General features: G+C 74.8%; 14 protein-coding genes. All 14 read right to left on the bottom strand.

The genetic code is table 11. The annotated features are described in order from the left end of the window. Positions 1-30: 30 nt before the first annotated feature. The 14 genes from GA0070215_RS24715 to GA0070215_RS24780 all read right to left on the bottom strand — a co-directional run bounded on the left by GA0070215_RS24715 (position 31) and on the right by GA0070215_RS24780 (position 14,844). Entirely contained in the window at positions 31-1,578 is a 1,548-nt protein-coding gene (locus GA0070215_RS24715; RefSeq protein ID WP_091050380.1) for an RsmB/NOP family class I SAM-dependent RNA methyltransferase, read from the bottom strand. Further along, complete coding sequence (fmt, locus tag GA0070215_RS24720) at positions 1,575-2,501, bottom strand: methionyl-tRNA formyltransferase (RefSeq protein ID WP_091050496.1); 927 nt, start codon at positions 2,499-2,501, stop codon at positions 1,575-1,577. The genes GA0070215_RS24715 and fmt overlap by 4 nt, the downstream gene beginning before the upstream one ends. Before the next feature lie 5 nt (positions 2,502-2,506). Beyond that, entirely contained in the window at positions 2,507-3,067 is a 561-nt protein-coding gene (def, locus tag GA0070215_RS24725; RefSeq protein WP_091050384.1) for a peptide deformylase, read from the bottom strand. A gap of 42 nt (positions 3,068-3,109) precedes the next feature. Then, the gene (locus tag GA0070215_RS24730) at positions 3,110-4,372 is read right to left on the bottom strand and encodes a cytochrome P450 (RefSeq protein WP_091050387.1); all 1,263 of its coding nucleotides are present in this window, start codon (positions 4,370-4,372) and stop codon (positions 3,110-3,112) included. Between the two features lie 95 nt (positions 4,373-4,467). Further along, positions 4,468-5,448, bottom strand: coding sequence for an AAA family ATPase (locus GA0070215_RS24735; protein ID WP_091050390.1), 981 nt, complete (start codon positions 5,446-5,448; stop codon positions 4,468-4,470). Between the two features lie 225 nt (positions 5,449-5,673). Beyond that, the gene (locus tag GA0070215_RS24740) at positions 5,674-7,623 is read right to left on the bottom strand and encodes a primosomal protein N' (protein WP_091050394.1); all 1,950 of its coding nucleotides are present in this window, start codon (positions 7,621-7,623) and stop codon (positions 5,674-5,676) included. Between the two features lie 59 nt (positions 7,624-7,682). After that, positions 7,683-8,873, bottom strand: a complete 1,191-nt coding sequence (gene metK, locus GA0070215_RS24745) for a methionine adenosyltransferase (RefSeq protein WP_018785082.1) — start codon at positions 8,871-8,873, stop codon at positions 7,683-7,685. A gap of 97 nt (positions 8,874-8,970) precedes the next feature. Beyond that, entirely contained in the window at positions 8,971-10,179 is a 1,209-nt protein-coding gene (coaBC, locus tag GA0070215_RS24750) for a bifunctional phosphopantothenoylcysteine decarboxylase/phosphopantothenate--cysteine ligase CoaBC (RefSeq protein WP_091050397.1), read from the bottom strand. Between the two features lie 14 nt (positions 10,180-10,193). Next, positions 10,194-10,460, bottom strand: coding sequence for a DNA-directed RNA polymerase subunit omega (rpoZ, locus tag GA0070215_RS24755; protein WP_013285517.1), 267 nt, complete (start codon positions 10,458-10,460; stop codon positions 10,194-10,196). A 3-nt stretch (positions 10,461-10,463) separates the two neighbouring features. After that, complete coding sequence (locus tag GA0070215_RS24760) at positions 10,464-11,015, bottom strand: nucleoside/nucleotide kinase family protein (protein ID WP_026267801.1); 552 nt, start codon at positions 11,013-11,015, stop codon at positions 10,464-10,466. Between the two features lie 25 nt (positions 11,016-11,040). Further along, complete coding sequence (mihF, locus tag GA0070215_RS24765; RefSeq protein ID WP_018785079.1) at positions 11,041-11,358, bottom strand: integration host factor, actinobacterial type; 318 nt, start codon at positions 11,356-11,358, stop codon at positions 11,041-11,043. A 175-nt stretch (positions 11,359-11,533) separates the two neighbouring features. Further along, positions 11,534-12,373 carry an orotidine-5'-phosphate decarboxylase gene (pyrF, locus tag GA0070215_RS24770; RefSeq protein WP_091050402.1) on the bottom strand — a complete coding sequence of 280 codons (840 nt, stop codon included), beginning with the start codon at positions 12,371-12,373 and terminating at the stop codon, positions 11,534-11,536. An 86-nt stretch (positions 12,374-12,459) separates the two neighbouring features. Then, entirely contained in the window at positions 12,460-13,734 is a 1,275-nt protein-coding gene (locus tag GA0070215_RS24775) for an adenosylmethionine--8-amino-7-oxononanoate transaminase (protein WP_091050406.1), read from the bottom strand. Positions 13,735-13,836: 102 nt separating this feature from the next. Next, positions 13,837-14,844 (bottom strand): quinone-dependent dihydroorotate dehydrogenase, encoded by a 1,008-nt coding sequence (locus GA0070215_RS24780; protein WP_091050410.1) that lies wholly within the window; start codon positions 14,842-14,844, stop codon positions 13,837-13,839. Between the last annotated feature and the right edge of the window lie 82 nt (positions 14,845-14,926).

Consider the following 14,926-nt stretch of genomic DNA (forward strand, 5'->3'; position numbering starts at 1 on the left):
ACTCCTTGATCGAATGCGGGAGAGGTGGGCTCAGACCCGGCGGAGGACCGCCAGGAACATGGCGTCGGTGCCGTGGCGGTGCGGCCAGAGCTGCACCGTGGGGCCGTCACCCAGACCCGGCATGCCGGCCGGCAGCAACGGCCGCGCGTCGACGAAGTCGACGCCGAAGCCGCACCGCCGGGCCGCCTCGGTCACCGTCACGTGCGTCTCCACCACGTGCGGCGAGCACGTCACGTACGCCACCAGGCCACCCGGCCGGGCCGCCCGCAGCGCGGCGGTCAGCAGTTCGCGCTGCAACCGGGTCAGCGGCGGCAGGTCCGACGGCTGGCGGCGCCACCGCGACTCCGGGCGGCGGCGCAACGCGCCCAGCCCGGTGCACGGCGCGTCCACGAGCACCCGGTCGAAGTGCCCCTCCGGCAGCTTCGGGTCGCTGCCCACGCTGCGCCCGCCGGTGTTCAGCACCGTCACCGGCAGCCCGCGGGTGGCCTGTTCGACCAGTCGCGCCCGGTGCTCGGCCACCTCGACCGCAGTCAGCCGCGCGCCGCGGGTCGCGGCGAGCGCACCGAGCAGGCCGGACTTGCCGCCCGGACCGGCGCACAGGTCCAGCCAGCGGCCGTCCGGGCCGTCCAGCGGAGCCGCCGCCAGCGCGTCCGCCACCAGCTGGGAACCCTCGTCCTGCACGTGCGCGCGGCCGTCGGCCACCGCCAGCAGGTCACCCGGCGCGCCGCCGGGCAGGTACACCGCGTACGGCGAGAACGCACCGGGTGCGCCACCCACCTCGTCGGCGAGCGCCACCGGATCGGCCAGACCGGGCCGGGCGCACAGGTGCACCGGCGGGCGCTCGTTGTCCTCGATGAGCAGCCGGGTCGTCTCGCCCATGTCGCCGCCGAGCGCCTCGGCGAACGACCGCACGATCCACTGCGGATGGCTGTACGCCAGCGCGAGGTGCCCGATCGGGTCGGTCTCCTGCGCCGGGGCGAGCTTGGCCACCCAGGCGTCGGAGTCCCGGCTCGTGATCTCCCGCAGCACCGCGTTGGCGAACCCGGTGGCACCCGGTCCCACGGACCGGACCAGGTCGACGGTGGACGACACCGCGGCGTGCGCGGGCACCCGGGTGTGCAGGATCTGGTACGCCCCGAGCCGCAGCGCGTCGCGCACCGGCGGGTCGATGCGCTGCACGTCCCGCCCGGCCGCGTCGGTGACGACCGCGTCGAGCGTGCCGGTGTGCCGCAGCGTGCCGTAGGTCAGCTCGGTGGCGAACGCGGCGTCCCGGCCGGTCAGCCCGGCCTCGCGCAGCATCGCCGGGAGCACCAGGTTGGCGTACGCGTCGTCGCGGTGCACCGCCGCGATCGCCTCGTACGCGATCTGCCGGGGCAGGTCGACGGCCGGGCGGGCCGGACGCCCGCCCCGCCGGTCCCCACCGAACCGGTCCCCGCCCCGCCGGTCCCCACCGAACCGGTCCCCGCCCCGCCGGTCGCCACCCGGCCGATCCCCGCCGCGCCGGTCACCGCGCTCACGCGCGTACCCCCGGGGGCGCTCGCCCTCGACGGGCCGGTCCGGGCGCGACGGCCCCGTCACGCGAACACCTCGCCGGCGGTGACCCGGGCGCCGCGCGCCCAGTCACCGGCGGCCATGGCCTTCTTACCGGCGGCGCGCACCTCACCGAGGCGCACCGGCGTGGTGGCGGTGCCGACGAGCACGCCGGACTTCTCCACGTGCAGCTCCCCCGGCCTCAGCTCCGGGCCGTCGGGCAGCGGGGTGACCGGGCCGAGCTTGACCCGGTCGTCGCGGAACGTGGTCCACGGTCCGGGCGCGGGCGTGCAGGCGCGGACGCGCCGGTCGACCGCGAACGCGGGGTCGGCCCAGCGGACCCGGGCGTCCTCCACGGTGAGCTTCGGGGCGAGCGAGACGCCGTCGGCCGGCTGCGGCACGGTCCGGGCGGTGCCCGCGCCGATCGCGTCGAGGACCGCGACCAGCAGCCCGGCGCCGGAGTGCGCGAGCCGCTCCAGCAGATCACCGGAAGTGTCGGCGGGACGGATCTCGTCGGTGACGGTGCCGTAGACCGGGCCGGTGTCCAGCCCCTCCTCCAGCTCGAAGACGCTGGCCCCGGTCAGCTCGTCGCCGTGCAGCACGGCGTGCTGCACGGGAGCGGCGCCGCGCCAGGCGGGCAGCAGCGAGAAGTGCAGGTTGATCCAGCCGTACCGGGGGATCTCCAGCGCCACCGGCGGCACCAGCGCGCCGTAGGCGACCACCGGTACGCAGTCCGGCGCCAGCTCGCGCAGCCGGTCGAGGAATTCCGGCTCGCGCGGGCGGGCCGGGGTGAGCACCTCGACGCCGTGCGCGTCGGCCCACGCGCCGACCGGCGAGCGGGCCAGTCCCCGGCCCCGCCCGGCCGGGGCGTCGGGCCGGGTGAGCACGGCGAGCAGCTCGTGCCCGGAGGCGGCGATCGCGTCCAGGGCGGGTACGGCGACAGCCGGCGTGCCGGCGAAGACCAGGCGCATCCGGGTCACCGCCCCAGGCCGAACGGGTTGCCGGCGGCGTGCGGGCTGAGCTTGACGGTGGGCGGCGCGGCCTGGTCGTACCACTCGGCCTGGCGGATCGCCTTCATGGCCTCCTTGCGGCCGGCCGGGTCGAGCCGGTCGACGAAGAGCACCCCGTCGAGGTGGTCGGTCTCGTGCTGCACGCAGCGGGCCATCAGGCCGGTGCCGACGATCTGCACCGGATCGCCGTAGCCGTTGAAGCCCTTGGCGATCACGTTCTGCCGGCGCTTCGTGTCGAAGTAGAGCCCGGGGATGGACAGGCAGCCCTCCGGGCCGTCCTGTTCCTCGGAGTCGGGGAACTCCAGCACCGGGTTGACCAGGTGACCGAGGACGTCGTCGACGTCGAAGGTGAACACCCGCAGGCCCACCCCGAGCTGCGGCGCGGCCAGACCGGCGCCGCTCTGCTCGCGCATCGTGTCGGTCAGGTCGGCGATCAGCTTGCGCAGCTCGGCGTCGAAGTCGACGACCGGGTCGGCCGGTGTGCGCAGCACCGGATCGCCGAACAGACGGATGGGCTGAACGGTCACTCGGCGTTGCTCCTTGTCTGGGTCGAACGATGCCCGTCCAGTCTACGGAGTCGGCCCGGCCGCCCCGGGTCGCGTACCGGGAACGGTGACCGGGGCCGCCTGACGCCCCACGCGCACCGGCAGCGTGGCGTGACCACGCAGGGTGAGCCGGACCCGCCGCTCGGGCCGGCCCGCCACCGCCAGCCCGGGCAGCCGGCGCAGCAGCAGCGGGAACGCCACCTGCGCCTCCAGCCGGGCCAGCGCCGCGCCGAGGCAGTAGTGCGGGCCGGCGCCGAAGGAGAGCGGCGCGCTCTGCGCCCGCCACGGGTCGAAGCGGGCCGGATCGGGATAGCGGCGGGGATCACGGTTGGCCGCACCGAGCAGCACGATGGCCCAGCTCTCCGGCGGCAGGTCCACGTCGCCGTACCGGGACGGCGCGGTGCTCATCCGTGAGGTGAGCTGCACCGGCGAGTCGTAGCGCAGCAGCTCGTCGACGTACGCGGGCGCGAGGTCGGGCCGGTCGCGCAGCGCCGCCGCGGCCCGCGGATGGTCCAGCAGCGCCACCAGCCCGTTGCCGAGCAGGTTGGTGGTGGTCTCGAAACCGGCCACCAGCAGCACGATCAGGTTGGCCAGCAGCTCGTCGCCGGAGAGCCGGTCGCCGCCGTCGTGGGCCTGGACCAGCGCGGTGGTGAGGTCGTCGGCCGGGGCCCGGCGGCGGGCCGCCACCAGTTCGGTGAAGTAGCTCCGCAGCTCGGCCGCGCCCCGGTCGGCCACGGCCAGCTCGTCGGCGGTGATCTCCGGTTCGAGCACGCCGGTCAGGTCGGTGGCCCAGCGCCGGAACAGCGGCCGGTCCGCCGCCGGCACGCCGAGCAGCGCGCAGATCACGCCGACCGGCAGGGGGTACGCGAACGCGGCCATGAAGTCGACCGGCCCCTCGGGGGCGAGCATCCCGTCGACCAACCCGTCGGCCTGCGCCCGCACCACGTCCCGCATGGCGGCGATCCGGCGCGGGGTGAACGCGCCGGCGACCAGCCGCCGCATCCGGCTGTGGTCGGGCGGGTTCGTGCGCAGCATCGACCGGGAGATCGACAGCACCGCCGGGCTCTCCCGCCAGCCGGGCATGAGCTGGTCTCGCACCACGTCGTCGGTCACGCCGAACCGGGCGTCGCGCAGGACCGCGTCGGCCTCGGCGTAGCCGGTGACCACGTAGAAGACCGGCCCGGCCTGGACCACCGGGCCGTGCGCGCGCAGCCGCTCGTACGTCGGATAGGGGTCGAGTCGACCCTCGGGGGACATCAGCAGCGCGAGCGCGTCGGCAGGGTCCACGAATCCGCCTCCCAGGCATCGGAGACCCTCATCATGCTCCGTGCTGCCAGACCGGAGTCAACCCGTCACGGTGAGGTGGCGGTGTCCCCGTGCGGTCAGACGCCGGCGCCCGGCTCCCCGGCGAGCACCGGACCGCCGCCGAGCAGCGCGTGCTCCGGCAGCGGCAGCGTGATGCCGTGCGCGTCCTCCCAGTCGTGGATCAGCCCCGGGCGGGCCTGCGCGGTGAAGAAGTCGAGCGCGCTGATCCCGCCGACGACCGGCTCCTCCACCTCGGCGACCAGCCGGGCCGGGACCATCGGCAGCCCGGCACGCACCGCCGCGCTGAGCCGCCGGTGCCCGTCGACGACGAAGAAGTACTCGCCGGTGTAGCCGATGCTCAGCGGCTCCGGCTCCTCGCCGCTGCCGGCCGTCCCGGCGTCGGCGTCGGCGTCCCAGAGGCCGCGCAGCGCCGACACGTCCTCGGTGGGGTACACCCGGTTCGGGTCGAGCAGCAGCAACGGCTGGCCGGCGCGCAGCACCTCCGCGCCCAGGCGGCCCTCGTAGACGTCGATGACGTGCGCGATGACCTGCTCCGGGTTGGCCCGGGTGGTGTCGCAGACCAGGTCGTAGTTGCGCAGGCGGGCCTTGTCCACGCCGTACCGGACGATGAACCGGCCGCGCTCGCTCTCGCTGCGCTCGCGCAGCTTGGCCCGCGCCTCCTCCAGCGAGGTGTAGCTCTCGGCCGGGCCGGACGGGCGGGCCAGCACGCGCCGGGCCGCCTCGGTCGGCTCGGTGATCATGTGCACCTTGAGCGCGTCGGTGAAGAAGTGCCAGGCCAGGCGGGAGTCCATGACCAGGGACTCACCCGAGGCGGCGATGTCGCGCTGGAGCTGGTCGACGTACCCGTCGACGGCCTGGTCCAGCTCGGCGTGCAGGTTGAGCTGGAGGGCGGTCATCTGCCGTTCCTGGGCCATCTGGCGGTAGAGGTCGCCGACGCTGACCCGGCGCAGCCCGAGCCGCTCGGCGATCTCGACCGAGACGGTGCTCTTACCACTGCCGAGGTCACCGTTGAAGACGATCGACTGACGAACGGTCACGAGTGGTCCATCCCTGCTCACCGGCTGACTGACGACATCGAGTGTCGGCCCGACGTGCTCTGGCACCCGCCGCGCCGCGTCCCGCGCGGGGAAACCGCGCAGCTTGGCATGACGGGCGATGCTATCACCGCCCGCTACTCGACTGCCGGACAAGGTGTGCGTCAAACCCCAGCTCACGACCGTGTGCGAGGGCCCGCGTGCGCAGTGTCACACGGACGCCTCCGCTCAGAACAGGATGAGCGGATCGACCTGGAGGCGTACCGGTTCGGCCGCCTTGCGGGCGCTGCGCTGCCCGGCGGCGGCGTGCAGCGCCTCGGCCATCGCGGCGGCCCGGGACCGGGGCACGCGGACCAGCATCCGCTCCCGGCCCTCGTCGGCCGGCACCGGGCCGAGCACCTCGGCGTCGCCCGGCAGCCGGGCGCCGGCGAGCAGGTCGGCCACCGCCTCGGCCGCGCCGGTGACGCTCGCCATCCGCACCGCCGGCGGGAAGCCCAGCTCCCGCCGCTCGGCCAGTTCCCGGGCGGCGAACCAGGCGGAGTCCCAACGCAGCAACGCCTGCACCGGAGCCAGCGCACCGTCGGCGACCACCACCACCCGGCCGCCGGCAGTGCCCGGCCGGGCCAGCGCGGCGGCGGCCGTCCACCGCCGCAGCGCCTCCTCGCCGGCCCGCAGGTCGGCCCGGGTCAGCAGCGCCCACGAGTCGAGCAGCAGCACCGCGCCGTAGCCGCCGTCGGCGACCGGCTCGGCGCCCGGGGTGGCGATCACCAGCCCGGCCCCGCCCGGCACGGCCGCGAGCACCTCCTCCCGCCCGGACGTACGCACCGGCACGCCGGGGAAGGCGCGGCCCAACTCCTCGGCGGTCCGGCGGGCGCCGGTCACCGAGGCGCGCAGCCGCCGCCCGCCGCACTCGGGGCAGGCGTACGCGGCAGCCACCCGGCCGCACCAGCGGCAGGCGGGCGTACCCTGCGCGGACGGCAGCGCGAGCGGCCCGGCGCAGTGCGGGCAGCGGGCCGGGGCGCGGCAGTCGGCACAGGCCACCGACGGCACGTACCCACGGCGCGGCACCTGCACCAGCACCGGCAGGTCCGCGCGCAGCGCGTCCCGGGCGGTGGTCCAGGCCAGGCTCGGCAGCCGCGCCGAGGCCGCGCCGGGATCGCGGGCCAGTTGCGGGTCGTCGCCGGTGGGCGCCATGGCCGGGGTACGCGCGCGCACCACCGCCCGGTCGGCCACCACCTCGCGCGCCCACCCGGTCTCGACCAGCAGCTGCGCCTCGGCGGTACGCGCGTACCCGCCGACCACCGCGGCGGTGTCGCCGAGCTGCGCCCGGGTGAGCAGGACGTCCCGGGCGTGCGGGTAGGGCGCGCGCGGTTCGGCGTGCAGGTCGTCGCCGTCGTCCCAGATCGCCACCAGGCCCAGCCGCCGCACCGGGGCGAACATCGCCGCCCGGGTGCCGATCACCACCTCCGCGTCTCCGGTCAGGGCGGTGAGGAAGCTCCGGTAGCGGCGGGCCGGGCCGTCGGCGGCGGTGAGCCGGACGTGCCGTCCGGCGCCGAGCACGGCGGTCAGGGCCGCGTCGAGACGGTCCAGGTCACGGGCGTCGGCCACCACGACCACGGCCCCCCGGCCGCCGGCCACCGTGGCGGCGACCGCGTCGGCGTACCGGTCGGCCCAGTCCTCACCCGGCAGCGCCGACCAGACCGCGCGGGCGGGCTTGCCCTCGGTGAGCGCGCGCAGCAGCGCCGGCCCGGCCGGGTAGTCCCGCCAGCCGCGCGGATCCACCTCCGCCCGGGCGTCCGCGTCGGCGGTCCCGGGCGGTACGCCGGGGGGCGCGGCGGTGGTCGGCGCGTCCGCGGCGGTGACGGCCTTCTCGGCGCGGGCGTGCCGGGGCGGCACCGCCAGCCGGAGCACGTCGGCGAGGCTGCCGGCGTACCTGTCGGCGACCGCGCGGGCCAGCCGGGCCACGTCCGGGGAGAGCACCGGCACCGGGGAGACGACCTTCTCCAGGTACGCGAGCTTCGGGTGCTCGGACGACTCGGCGCGGCCCAGCAGCCAGCCGTCGACGAGCTGCCCGGCGAACCGCACCTTCACCCGCACGCCGGGCCGGGCGTCGGCGTCGAGCGCCTCCGGCACCAGGTAGTCGAAGGGCCGGTCCAGGTGGGGCAGCGGCACGTCCACGCAGACGCGCGCGACCGGCGACCCCGGTGCGGGTCGCCGGTCGCGGCGCGTGGTGGCGGTCAGGCTCCCGCGGCCGACTTGAGGTCGGCGGCCCGGTCGGTGCCCTCCCAGGTCAGTTCCGGCAGTTCCCGGCCGAAGTGGCCGTACGCGGCGGTCTGCTGGTAGATCGGGCGCAGCAGGTGCAGGTCCCGGATGATGGCGGCCGGACGCAGGTCGAACACCTCGGCCACGGCCTTCTCGATCGAGGCGACCGGCACGGTCTCGGTGCCGAACGTCTCGATGAACAGGCTCACCGGGTGCGCCTTGCCGATCGCGTACGCGACCTGCGCCTCGCACCGCTCGGCCAGCCCGGCGGCGACCACGTTCTTGGCCACCCAGCGCATCGCGTACGCGGCCGACCGGTCGACCTTCGACGGGTCCTTGCCGGAGAACGCGCCGCCGCCGTGCCGGGCGTACCCGCCGTACGTGTCCACAATGATCTTCCGGCCGGTCAGGCCGGCGTCACCCATCGGGCCGCCGATCTCGAACCGCCCGGTCGGGTTGACCAGCAGCCGGTAGCCGTCGGTCTCCAGGCCGAGGCTCTCCAGCTCCGGGGCGATGACGTGGTCCCGGATGTCCGGGGTGAGCAGCGACTCCAGCGAGATGTCCGCCGCGTGCTGGCTGGACACGACGACGGTGTCGAGCCGGACCGGGCGCAGCCCGTCGTACTCGATGGTCACCTGCGTCTTGCCGTCCGGCCGCAGGTACGGGATCGTGCCGTCCTTGCGGACCGCGGCGAGCCGCCGGGCCAGCCGGTGCGCCAGCGCGATCGGCAGCGGCATCAGCTCGGGCGTCTCGGAGCAGGCGAAGCCGAACATCATGCCCTGGTCGCCGGCGCCCTGTGCGTCCAGCGCGCTCTCCGACCCGCCGGTACGCAGCTCGAAGGCGTTGTCGACACCCTGGGCGATGTCCGGCGACTGGGCGCCGATGGACACGCTGACGCCGCAGGACGCGCCGTCGAAGCCCTTCTTCGACGAGTCGTAGCCGATGCCGAGGATGGTCTCGCGGACGATGGTGGGGATGTCGGCGTACGCCTTGGTGGTCACCTCGCCGGCCACGTGCACCTGACCGGTGGTGATCAACGTCTCCACCGCGACCCGGCTGTGCGGGTCCTGGGCGAGCAGCGCGTCGAGAATGCCGTCACTGATCTGGTCGGCGATCTTGTCCGGGTGGCCCTCCGTGACCGATTCGGACGTGAAGAGACGTGTCACGGCACTCCTAAGCATGTGAAGACTTTTAAAGGTCGCTCGGCGGCAGTTTAGTCTCCATCGTTGCGCCGTGAACCGATGAACGCGGGTCGACCAACCGTCAGGAACGCGACGGCAGCCGCCGACAGACGAGGTCCCAGACGGCGTCGGCCAGGGCCTCCTTGGGCTGCTCGGGCAGCCGGTGCACACCGCCGTCGGCGCCGATCACGGTGGCCGCGTTGGTGTCGGCGCCGAAGACCTTGTCCACGCCGACCTCGTTGACCACGATCATGTCGGCCCCCTTGCGGACCAGCTTGGCCCGGCCGTTGGCCTCCGCGTCGTCGGTCTCCGCAGCGAAGATCACCAGCACCTGTCCGGGCCGGCGACGCCGCCCCAGCTCGACGGCGATGTCCGGGTTGGTGACCAGCTCGATGGTCGGCGCGACACCGTCGTCGGACTTCTTGATCTTCCCGGTGGAGTAGCCGGCCGGCCGGAAGTCGGCGGGGGCGGCGGCCATCACCACGACGTCCGCGTCGGATGCCGTCGCGAGTGTGGCGTCGCGCAGTTCCTCGGTGGTGCCCACCCGGACCAGGTCCACCCCGGCCGGGTCGGGCAGCGCCACGTTTGCCGCGACGAGCGTGACCCGGGCACCCCGGGCCACTGCGGCGCGGGCGAAGGCGTACCCCTGCTTGCCGGACGACCGGTTGCCCAGGAACCGGACCGGGTCCAGCGGCTCGCGGGTGCCCCCGGCGGTGACCACCACGTGCCGGCCGGCCAGGTCCGCCTCGGCCCCGGCGCCGCGGGCCAGCGCCCGGCGGGCCACCGCGAAGATCTCCGCCGGGTCGGGCAGCCGGCCCTTGCCGGTGTCCCGCCCGGTGAGCCGGCCGACGGCCGGCTCGATCACGCGGACGCCCCGCGAGCGCAGCGTGGCCACGTTCGCGACGGTGGCCGGGTGCTCCCACATCTCGGTGTGCATGGCCGGGGCCAGCAGCACCGGGCAGCGCGCGGTCAGCAACGTGTTGGTGAGCAGGTCGTCGGCCAGGCCGTGGGCGGCCTTGGCGAGCAGGTCGGCGGTGGCCGGTGCGACCACGACCAGGTCGGCGTGCTGCCCGAGCCGCACGTGCGGCACCTCGTGCACGTCGGACCAGACGTCGTCGGCGACCGGCCGGCCGGACAGCGCCGCCCAGGTCGGCGCCCCGACGAAGCGGAGCGCCGAGGCGGTCGGTACCACCCGGACCCGGTGACCCGACTCGGTGAAGAGCCGGAGCAGCTCACACGCCTTGTAGGCGGCGATGCCGCCGCCGACCCCGAGGACGATCTCGGCGGGCATCGGCGCGGGCGCGGTTACGGCTGATCGGTCGGCTCGGCGGTGAGCAGGCCCGCGTTGATCTCGCGCATGGCGATGGAGAGCGGCTTCTCCTGCGGGGTGGTCTCCACCAGCGGGCCGACGTACTCCAGGAGGCCCTCACCGAGCTGGCTGTAGTAGGCGTTGACCTGACGGGCGCGCTTGGCGGCGAAGATGACCAGCGCGTACTTCGAGGTGGTCTTCTCGAGCAGCTCGTCGATCGGCGGGTTGGTGATGCCCTCGGGGTTGGTGGCGATGGATCCCACGAATTAAACCTCTGCGTCTCGTGCGCCGCCCGCGGGCGGTCGGGCCGGAGCCAGGAAGGACGAACCGAGCAATCCTACCAGCTCCGCCGCGGCGCGCTCGGTGCGGTCGTGTGCCACGGCGTGGGCGAAGACGGCCGCGACGTCCGGGTCGGCCCGGTACGCCGGGGGCGCGAGCAGCACCAGCCGCACACCGGGCGCCGCCGCCCGTACCGCCAGCGCGCCGGCCAGGTCCAGCGGCAGCAGCACCGGCCGTCCCTCGGCGAGCCGCGCCCGCACCCCGGCCCGGGGCACCCCCCGGCGGTACGGCCCGATCCGGCACCACTCCAGCAGTTCCCCGGCGGCGATCAGCCGGTCGAAGCCGGGCGCGTCGAGGAAGACCCGGTCGACGCCGTCGCGCTCGTCCGGACGGGGCGGGCGGGTGGTGGCGACCACCGGCACCCAGACAGAAGCAAGGCGCGCCCGGACCGCCCCGACGACACTGCTCCGGCCGGCCCCGGAGGGACCGGACAGGACAGTGAGCCGAGCCGCCGAGCGCGCCTCGTCATCCGTGCTCACCGCTTGTTTCTACACGGCGGGCCGTTCAGTTGGCGGCGAACTCCCCGAGCAGCGCCTTGCGCTGCTGCTCGCCGAGGCCGCGCAGGCGACGGCTGTCCGCGATCTTGAGCTTCTCCATGATCTGGGTGGCCCGGATCTTGCCGATGCCCGGCATCGCCTGGAGCACGGCCGAAACCTTCAGCTTGCCCACGACGTCGTCGGACTCGGCCCGCGCGAGGACGGTGGCGAGGGTGGTCTTGCCCTGCTTGAGCTGCTCCTTCAGCTCAGCGCGGGCCTTGCGGATCTCCGCGGCCTTCTCCAGCGCGGCAGCGCGCTGCTCGGGGGTCAGTGACGGGAGCGGCACCAGTTCTCCTCAGGTCCCTAGTACGGCGGGCTGAGCGCCCCACCGCATCTGTGAAACGTGGTGTCGCTGGCAACCAAAGGGGTCCGTGGTTCCCAGCGCGGGGAAAACTAGCGGTCAACGGAGATTTCGGCAACGTGGGCGCGCGATGATCAACCTAAAGTGACCGAGCCGTCAGTCAGTCCGCCGCACCCAGGGCGGCCCGGCAGTCGGCCAGCACCCGCTCGGTGGCGGCCCGCAGGTCGGCCGGGTCGGGGCCCGCGCCGAGCACCTCCCGGGAGTACGAGGGCAGCACCGACGGCAGCGCGGCGCCGAACACGGTACGCAATCCGGCGGGCGTTCCGCCCTGCGCGCCCAGCCCCGGCGCGAGCAGCGGACCGTTCACCGAGCCCAGATCGTGACCCGTCCCGCCGACTGTCGCACCGACCACCAGACCGAAGCTGCCGAGCGGCTCCGCACCCCGGTTGAGCTGGGAAATCTCGTCGATCACGGTCTGCGCGACGGTGCGCCCGTCGGCACCCACGGCGCGCTGCACGGAGGCGCCCTCCGGGTTGGAGGTGAGCGCCAGGACGAAGACCCCGCCCCCGTGCTCGGCGGCGGTGGAGAACATCGGGGCGAGCGAACCTACTCCCAGGTAGGGGCTCGCGGTGACCGCATCGACATACAGCGGGCTGGATGGATCGAGGTACGCCGACGCGTAGGCGGCGACGGTCGAGCCGATGTCACCACGCTTGACGTCGAGCAGAGTGAGCGCTCCGAAATCTCGCAACTGTCGGATAGTTGACTCAAGCACCCCGACACCCCGGGCGCCGAAGCGCTCGAAGAACGCCGACTGCGGCTTGACCACGGCCACCCGGTCACCGATCGCCTCCACCACAGTGACGCAGAACCGCTCCAGGCCCGCCACGTCGTCGGACAGGCCCCAGGCGGTCAGCAACCCGGGGTGGGGGTCGATCCCCACGCAGAGCGGTCCTCGTTCCGCCACGGCCCGGTGCAGACGGGCGCCGAACGTCTCCATGCGTCTCTCCCTCTCCCGGCGGCTCCGGTCCGCCTGGCGTGTCCGGCGACGGGCCTCCCGTCGCGCCCTGTCGAACCCGGCCGGACTCAGCCGGCCTTGACCGCCGCGGCCACCCCGGCCGCGATCCGCGCCACGTCCGCGGCGTCGCAGACGTACGGCGGCATCGTGTAGACGAGATCCCGGAACGGGCGCAGCCACACCCCCTCGGCCACCGCGGCGGCTGTGGCCCGGGGCAGGTCCACCTCGTGGTCGAGCTGCACCACCCCGATCGCGCCGAGCACGCGTACGTCGGCCACGCCGGGCGCGTCCCGCAACGGCGCCAGGCCGGCCCGCAGGCCCTCGGCGACGCCCGCCACCCGTCCCGCCCAGTCCCCGGCCCGCAGGAGGTCCACCGAGGCGTTGGCGACGGCGCAGGCGAGCGGATTGCCCATGAACGTCGGCCCGTGCGCCAGCACTCCGCCGGCGGAGATGGCCCGCGCCACCTCGGGCGTGCACAGCGCCGCGGCGAGCGTCAGGTACCCGCCGGTGAGCGCCTTGCCGACGCAGAGCACGTCCGGGGTGACGCCGGCGTGCTCGGCGGCGAACATTTGGCCGGTCCGGCCGAAGCCGGTGGCGATCTCGTCGAACACCAGCAGGATGCCGTGCCTGCGGGTCACCTCGCGCAGTACACGCAGATAGTGCGGGTGGTGGAAGCGCATCCCGCCGGCGCCCTGGACGACCGGCTCCACGATCACCGCGGCCAGTTCGCCGGCGTGCCGCTCCACCGCGTCCACCAGCGCCGCCTCGTACGCCGGATCCGGCGTCGCGTCGAACCCGGGCGGCGGCGCCGGCGCGAACACCTGCCGGGGCAGCACGTCGCCCCAGAGGTGGTGCATGCCGCCCTCCGGGTCGCACACGCTCATCGGGTGGAACGTGTCGCCGTGGTACCCGCCCCGCCAGGTGCCCAGCCGGCGGCGCTGCGGGCGTCCCCGCGCCCGCTGGTACTGCAGGCACATCTTCACCGCGACCTCGACGCTCACCGAGCCGGAGTCGGCCAGGAAGACGTGTTCCAGGCCGTCCGGGGTCAGCTCGACGAGCGTGCGCGCCAGGCGTACGGCGGGTTCGTGGGTGAGCCCGCCGAACATGACGTGGCTCATCCGCGCGAGCTGGCCGGTCACCGCGGCGTCGAGCACCGGGTGCCGGTAGCCGTGGATCGCCGCCCACCACGACGACATCCCGTCGACCAGCTCCCGCCCGTCCGCGAGCCGCAGCCGCACCCCCGCAGCGCTGTCGACGACGTACGGCGCCGCGGCGGCGGGCATCGGGGCGTACGGGTGCCACACGTGCCGCCGGTCGGCCGCCAGGATCTCCTCGGGCGTCACGTCTCCTCCTTCGCCCCTCTCCCCCGCGATCTTGCAGTTGCCGCCCCGGACGCGCCCGGAACGGGGCGGTACGCCGGGGCCGGAAGTGCAAGATCGCGCGGGTCAGGTTCGGGTTGTGATGGCCCGGGTCAGGGACGGGCCCCGGTAGATGAAGCCGGTGTAGAGCTGGAGCAGGGCGGCCCCGGCGTCGAACATGCGCGTCGCGTCGTCGGGATGCAGGATGCCGCCCACGCCGATCACCGGCAGCCGGCCGCCGGTCTCCCGGTGCACGAAGGCGACCATCTCCCGGGCCCGGGCGGTCAGCGGACGGCCGGACAGCCCGCCGGCCTCGGCGGCGCGTTCCCGGTCGGCCGGGGCGAGCCCGTCCCGGGCCAGCGTGGTGTTCGTGGCGATGAGCCCGGCCGCGCCCCGGTCGAGGCACACCTCCAGCAGCTCGGCCACGGCCGGCTCGGTCAGGTCCGGGGCGATCTTCACCAGCACCGGCTTCTCCCCCACCAGCGCGGCGAGCAACGCGTCCAGATGGGACCGGTCCTGAAGCGACCGCAGCCCGGGGGTGTTCGGTGAGGACACGTTCACCGCGAAGTAGTCGCCGTGGTCCTTGAGCGCCCGGTACGAGGCGAGGTAGTCCTCGACCGCCTCGTCCAGCGGGGTCACCTTGGACTTGCCGAGCGAGATGCCCAGCGGCACGCCGAGCGGGCGCGGCGATGCGGCCAGCCGGCCCGCGAGCGCCGCCGCGCCCGCGTTGTTGAAGCCCATCCGGTTGATCACCGCTTCGCTGTCGCGCAGCCGGAACAGCCGGGGCCGCGGGTTGCCCGGCTGGGCGTGCGCGGTCACGGTGCCGACCTCGACGAAGCCGAAGCCCAGCGCCGGCCAGGCCGGCAACGCGAGCCCGTTCTTGTCCATGCCGGCCGCCAGCCCGACCGGGTTGGGGAAACGCACCCCGAACACGGTGCGTGGTGCCGGCCGGAAGTACGCCGCCCGCAGCGCCGCGAGCACCGCCGGCTGCCGCGACACCGCGGCCAGCCGCGCCAGCGTCCACTCGTGCGCACCCTCCGCGTCCCCGCCCGCGAGCGAGAACAACCGGGGCCGCACCACCTTCTCGAAGATCACGCCCCACCCCCCTGCCGGGCACCGGCCCGGTCGATCATGAGGGTGGCGGCGATGTGGATCTCCATATCGGCCGCCAACCTCA

Origin of the sequence: Micromonospora marina, assembly GCF_900091565.1 — a bacterium.
Lineage (GTDB): Bacteria > Actinomycetota > Actinomycetes > Mycobacteriales > Micromonosporaceae > Micromonospora > Micromonospora marina.

What these genes read in the sequence shown, in the direction of transcription:
- coaBC (WP_091050397.1), bottom strand. Translation starts at nt 10,179, where the DNA reads ATGCCCGCCGAGATCGTCCTCGGGGTCGGCGGCGGCATCGCCGCCTAC.
- fmt (WP_091050496.1), bottom strand. Translation starts at nt 2,501, where the DNA reads ATGCGCCTGGTCTTCGCCGGCACGCCGGCTGTCGCCGTACCCGCCCTG.
- pyrF (WP_091050402.1), bottom strand. Translation starts at nt 12,373, where the DNA reads ATGGAGACGTTCGGCGCCCGTCTGCACCGGGCCGTGGCGGAACGAGGA.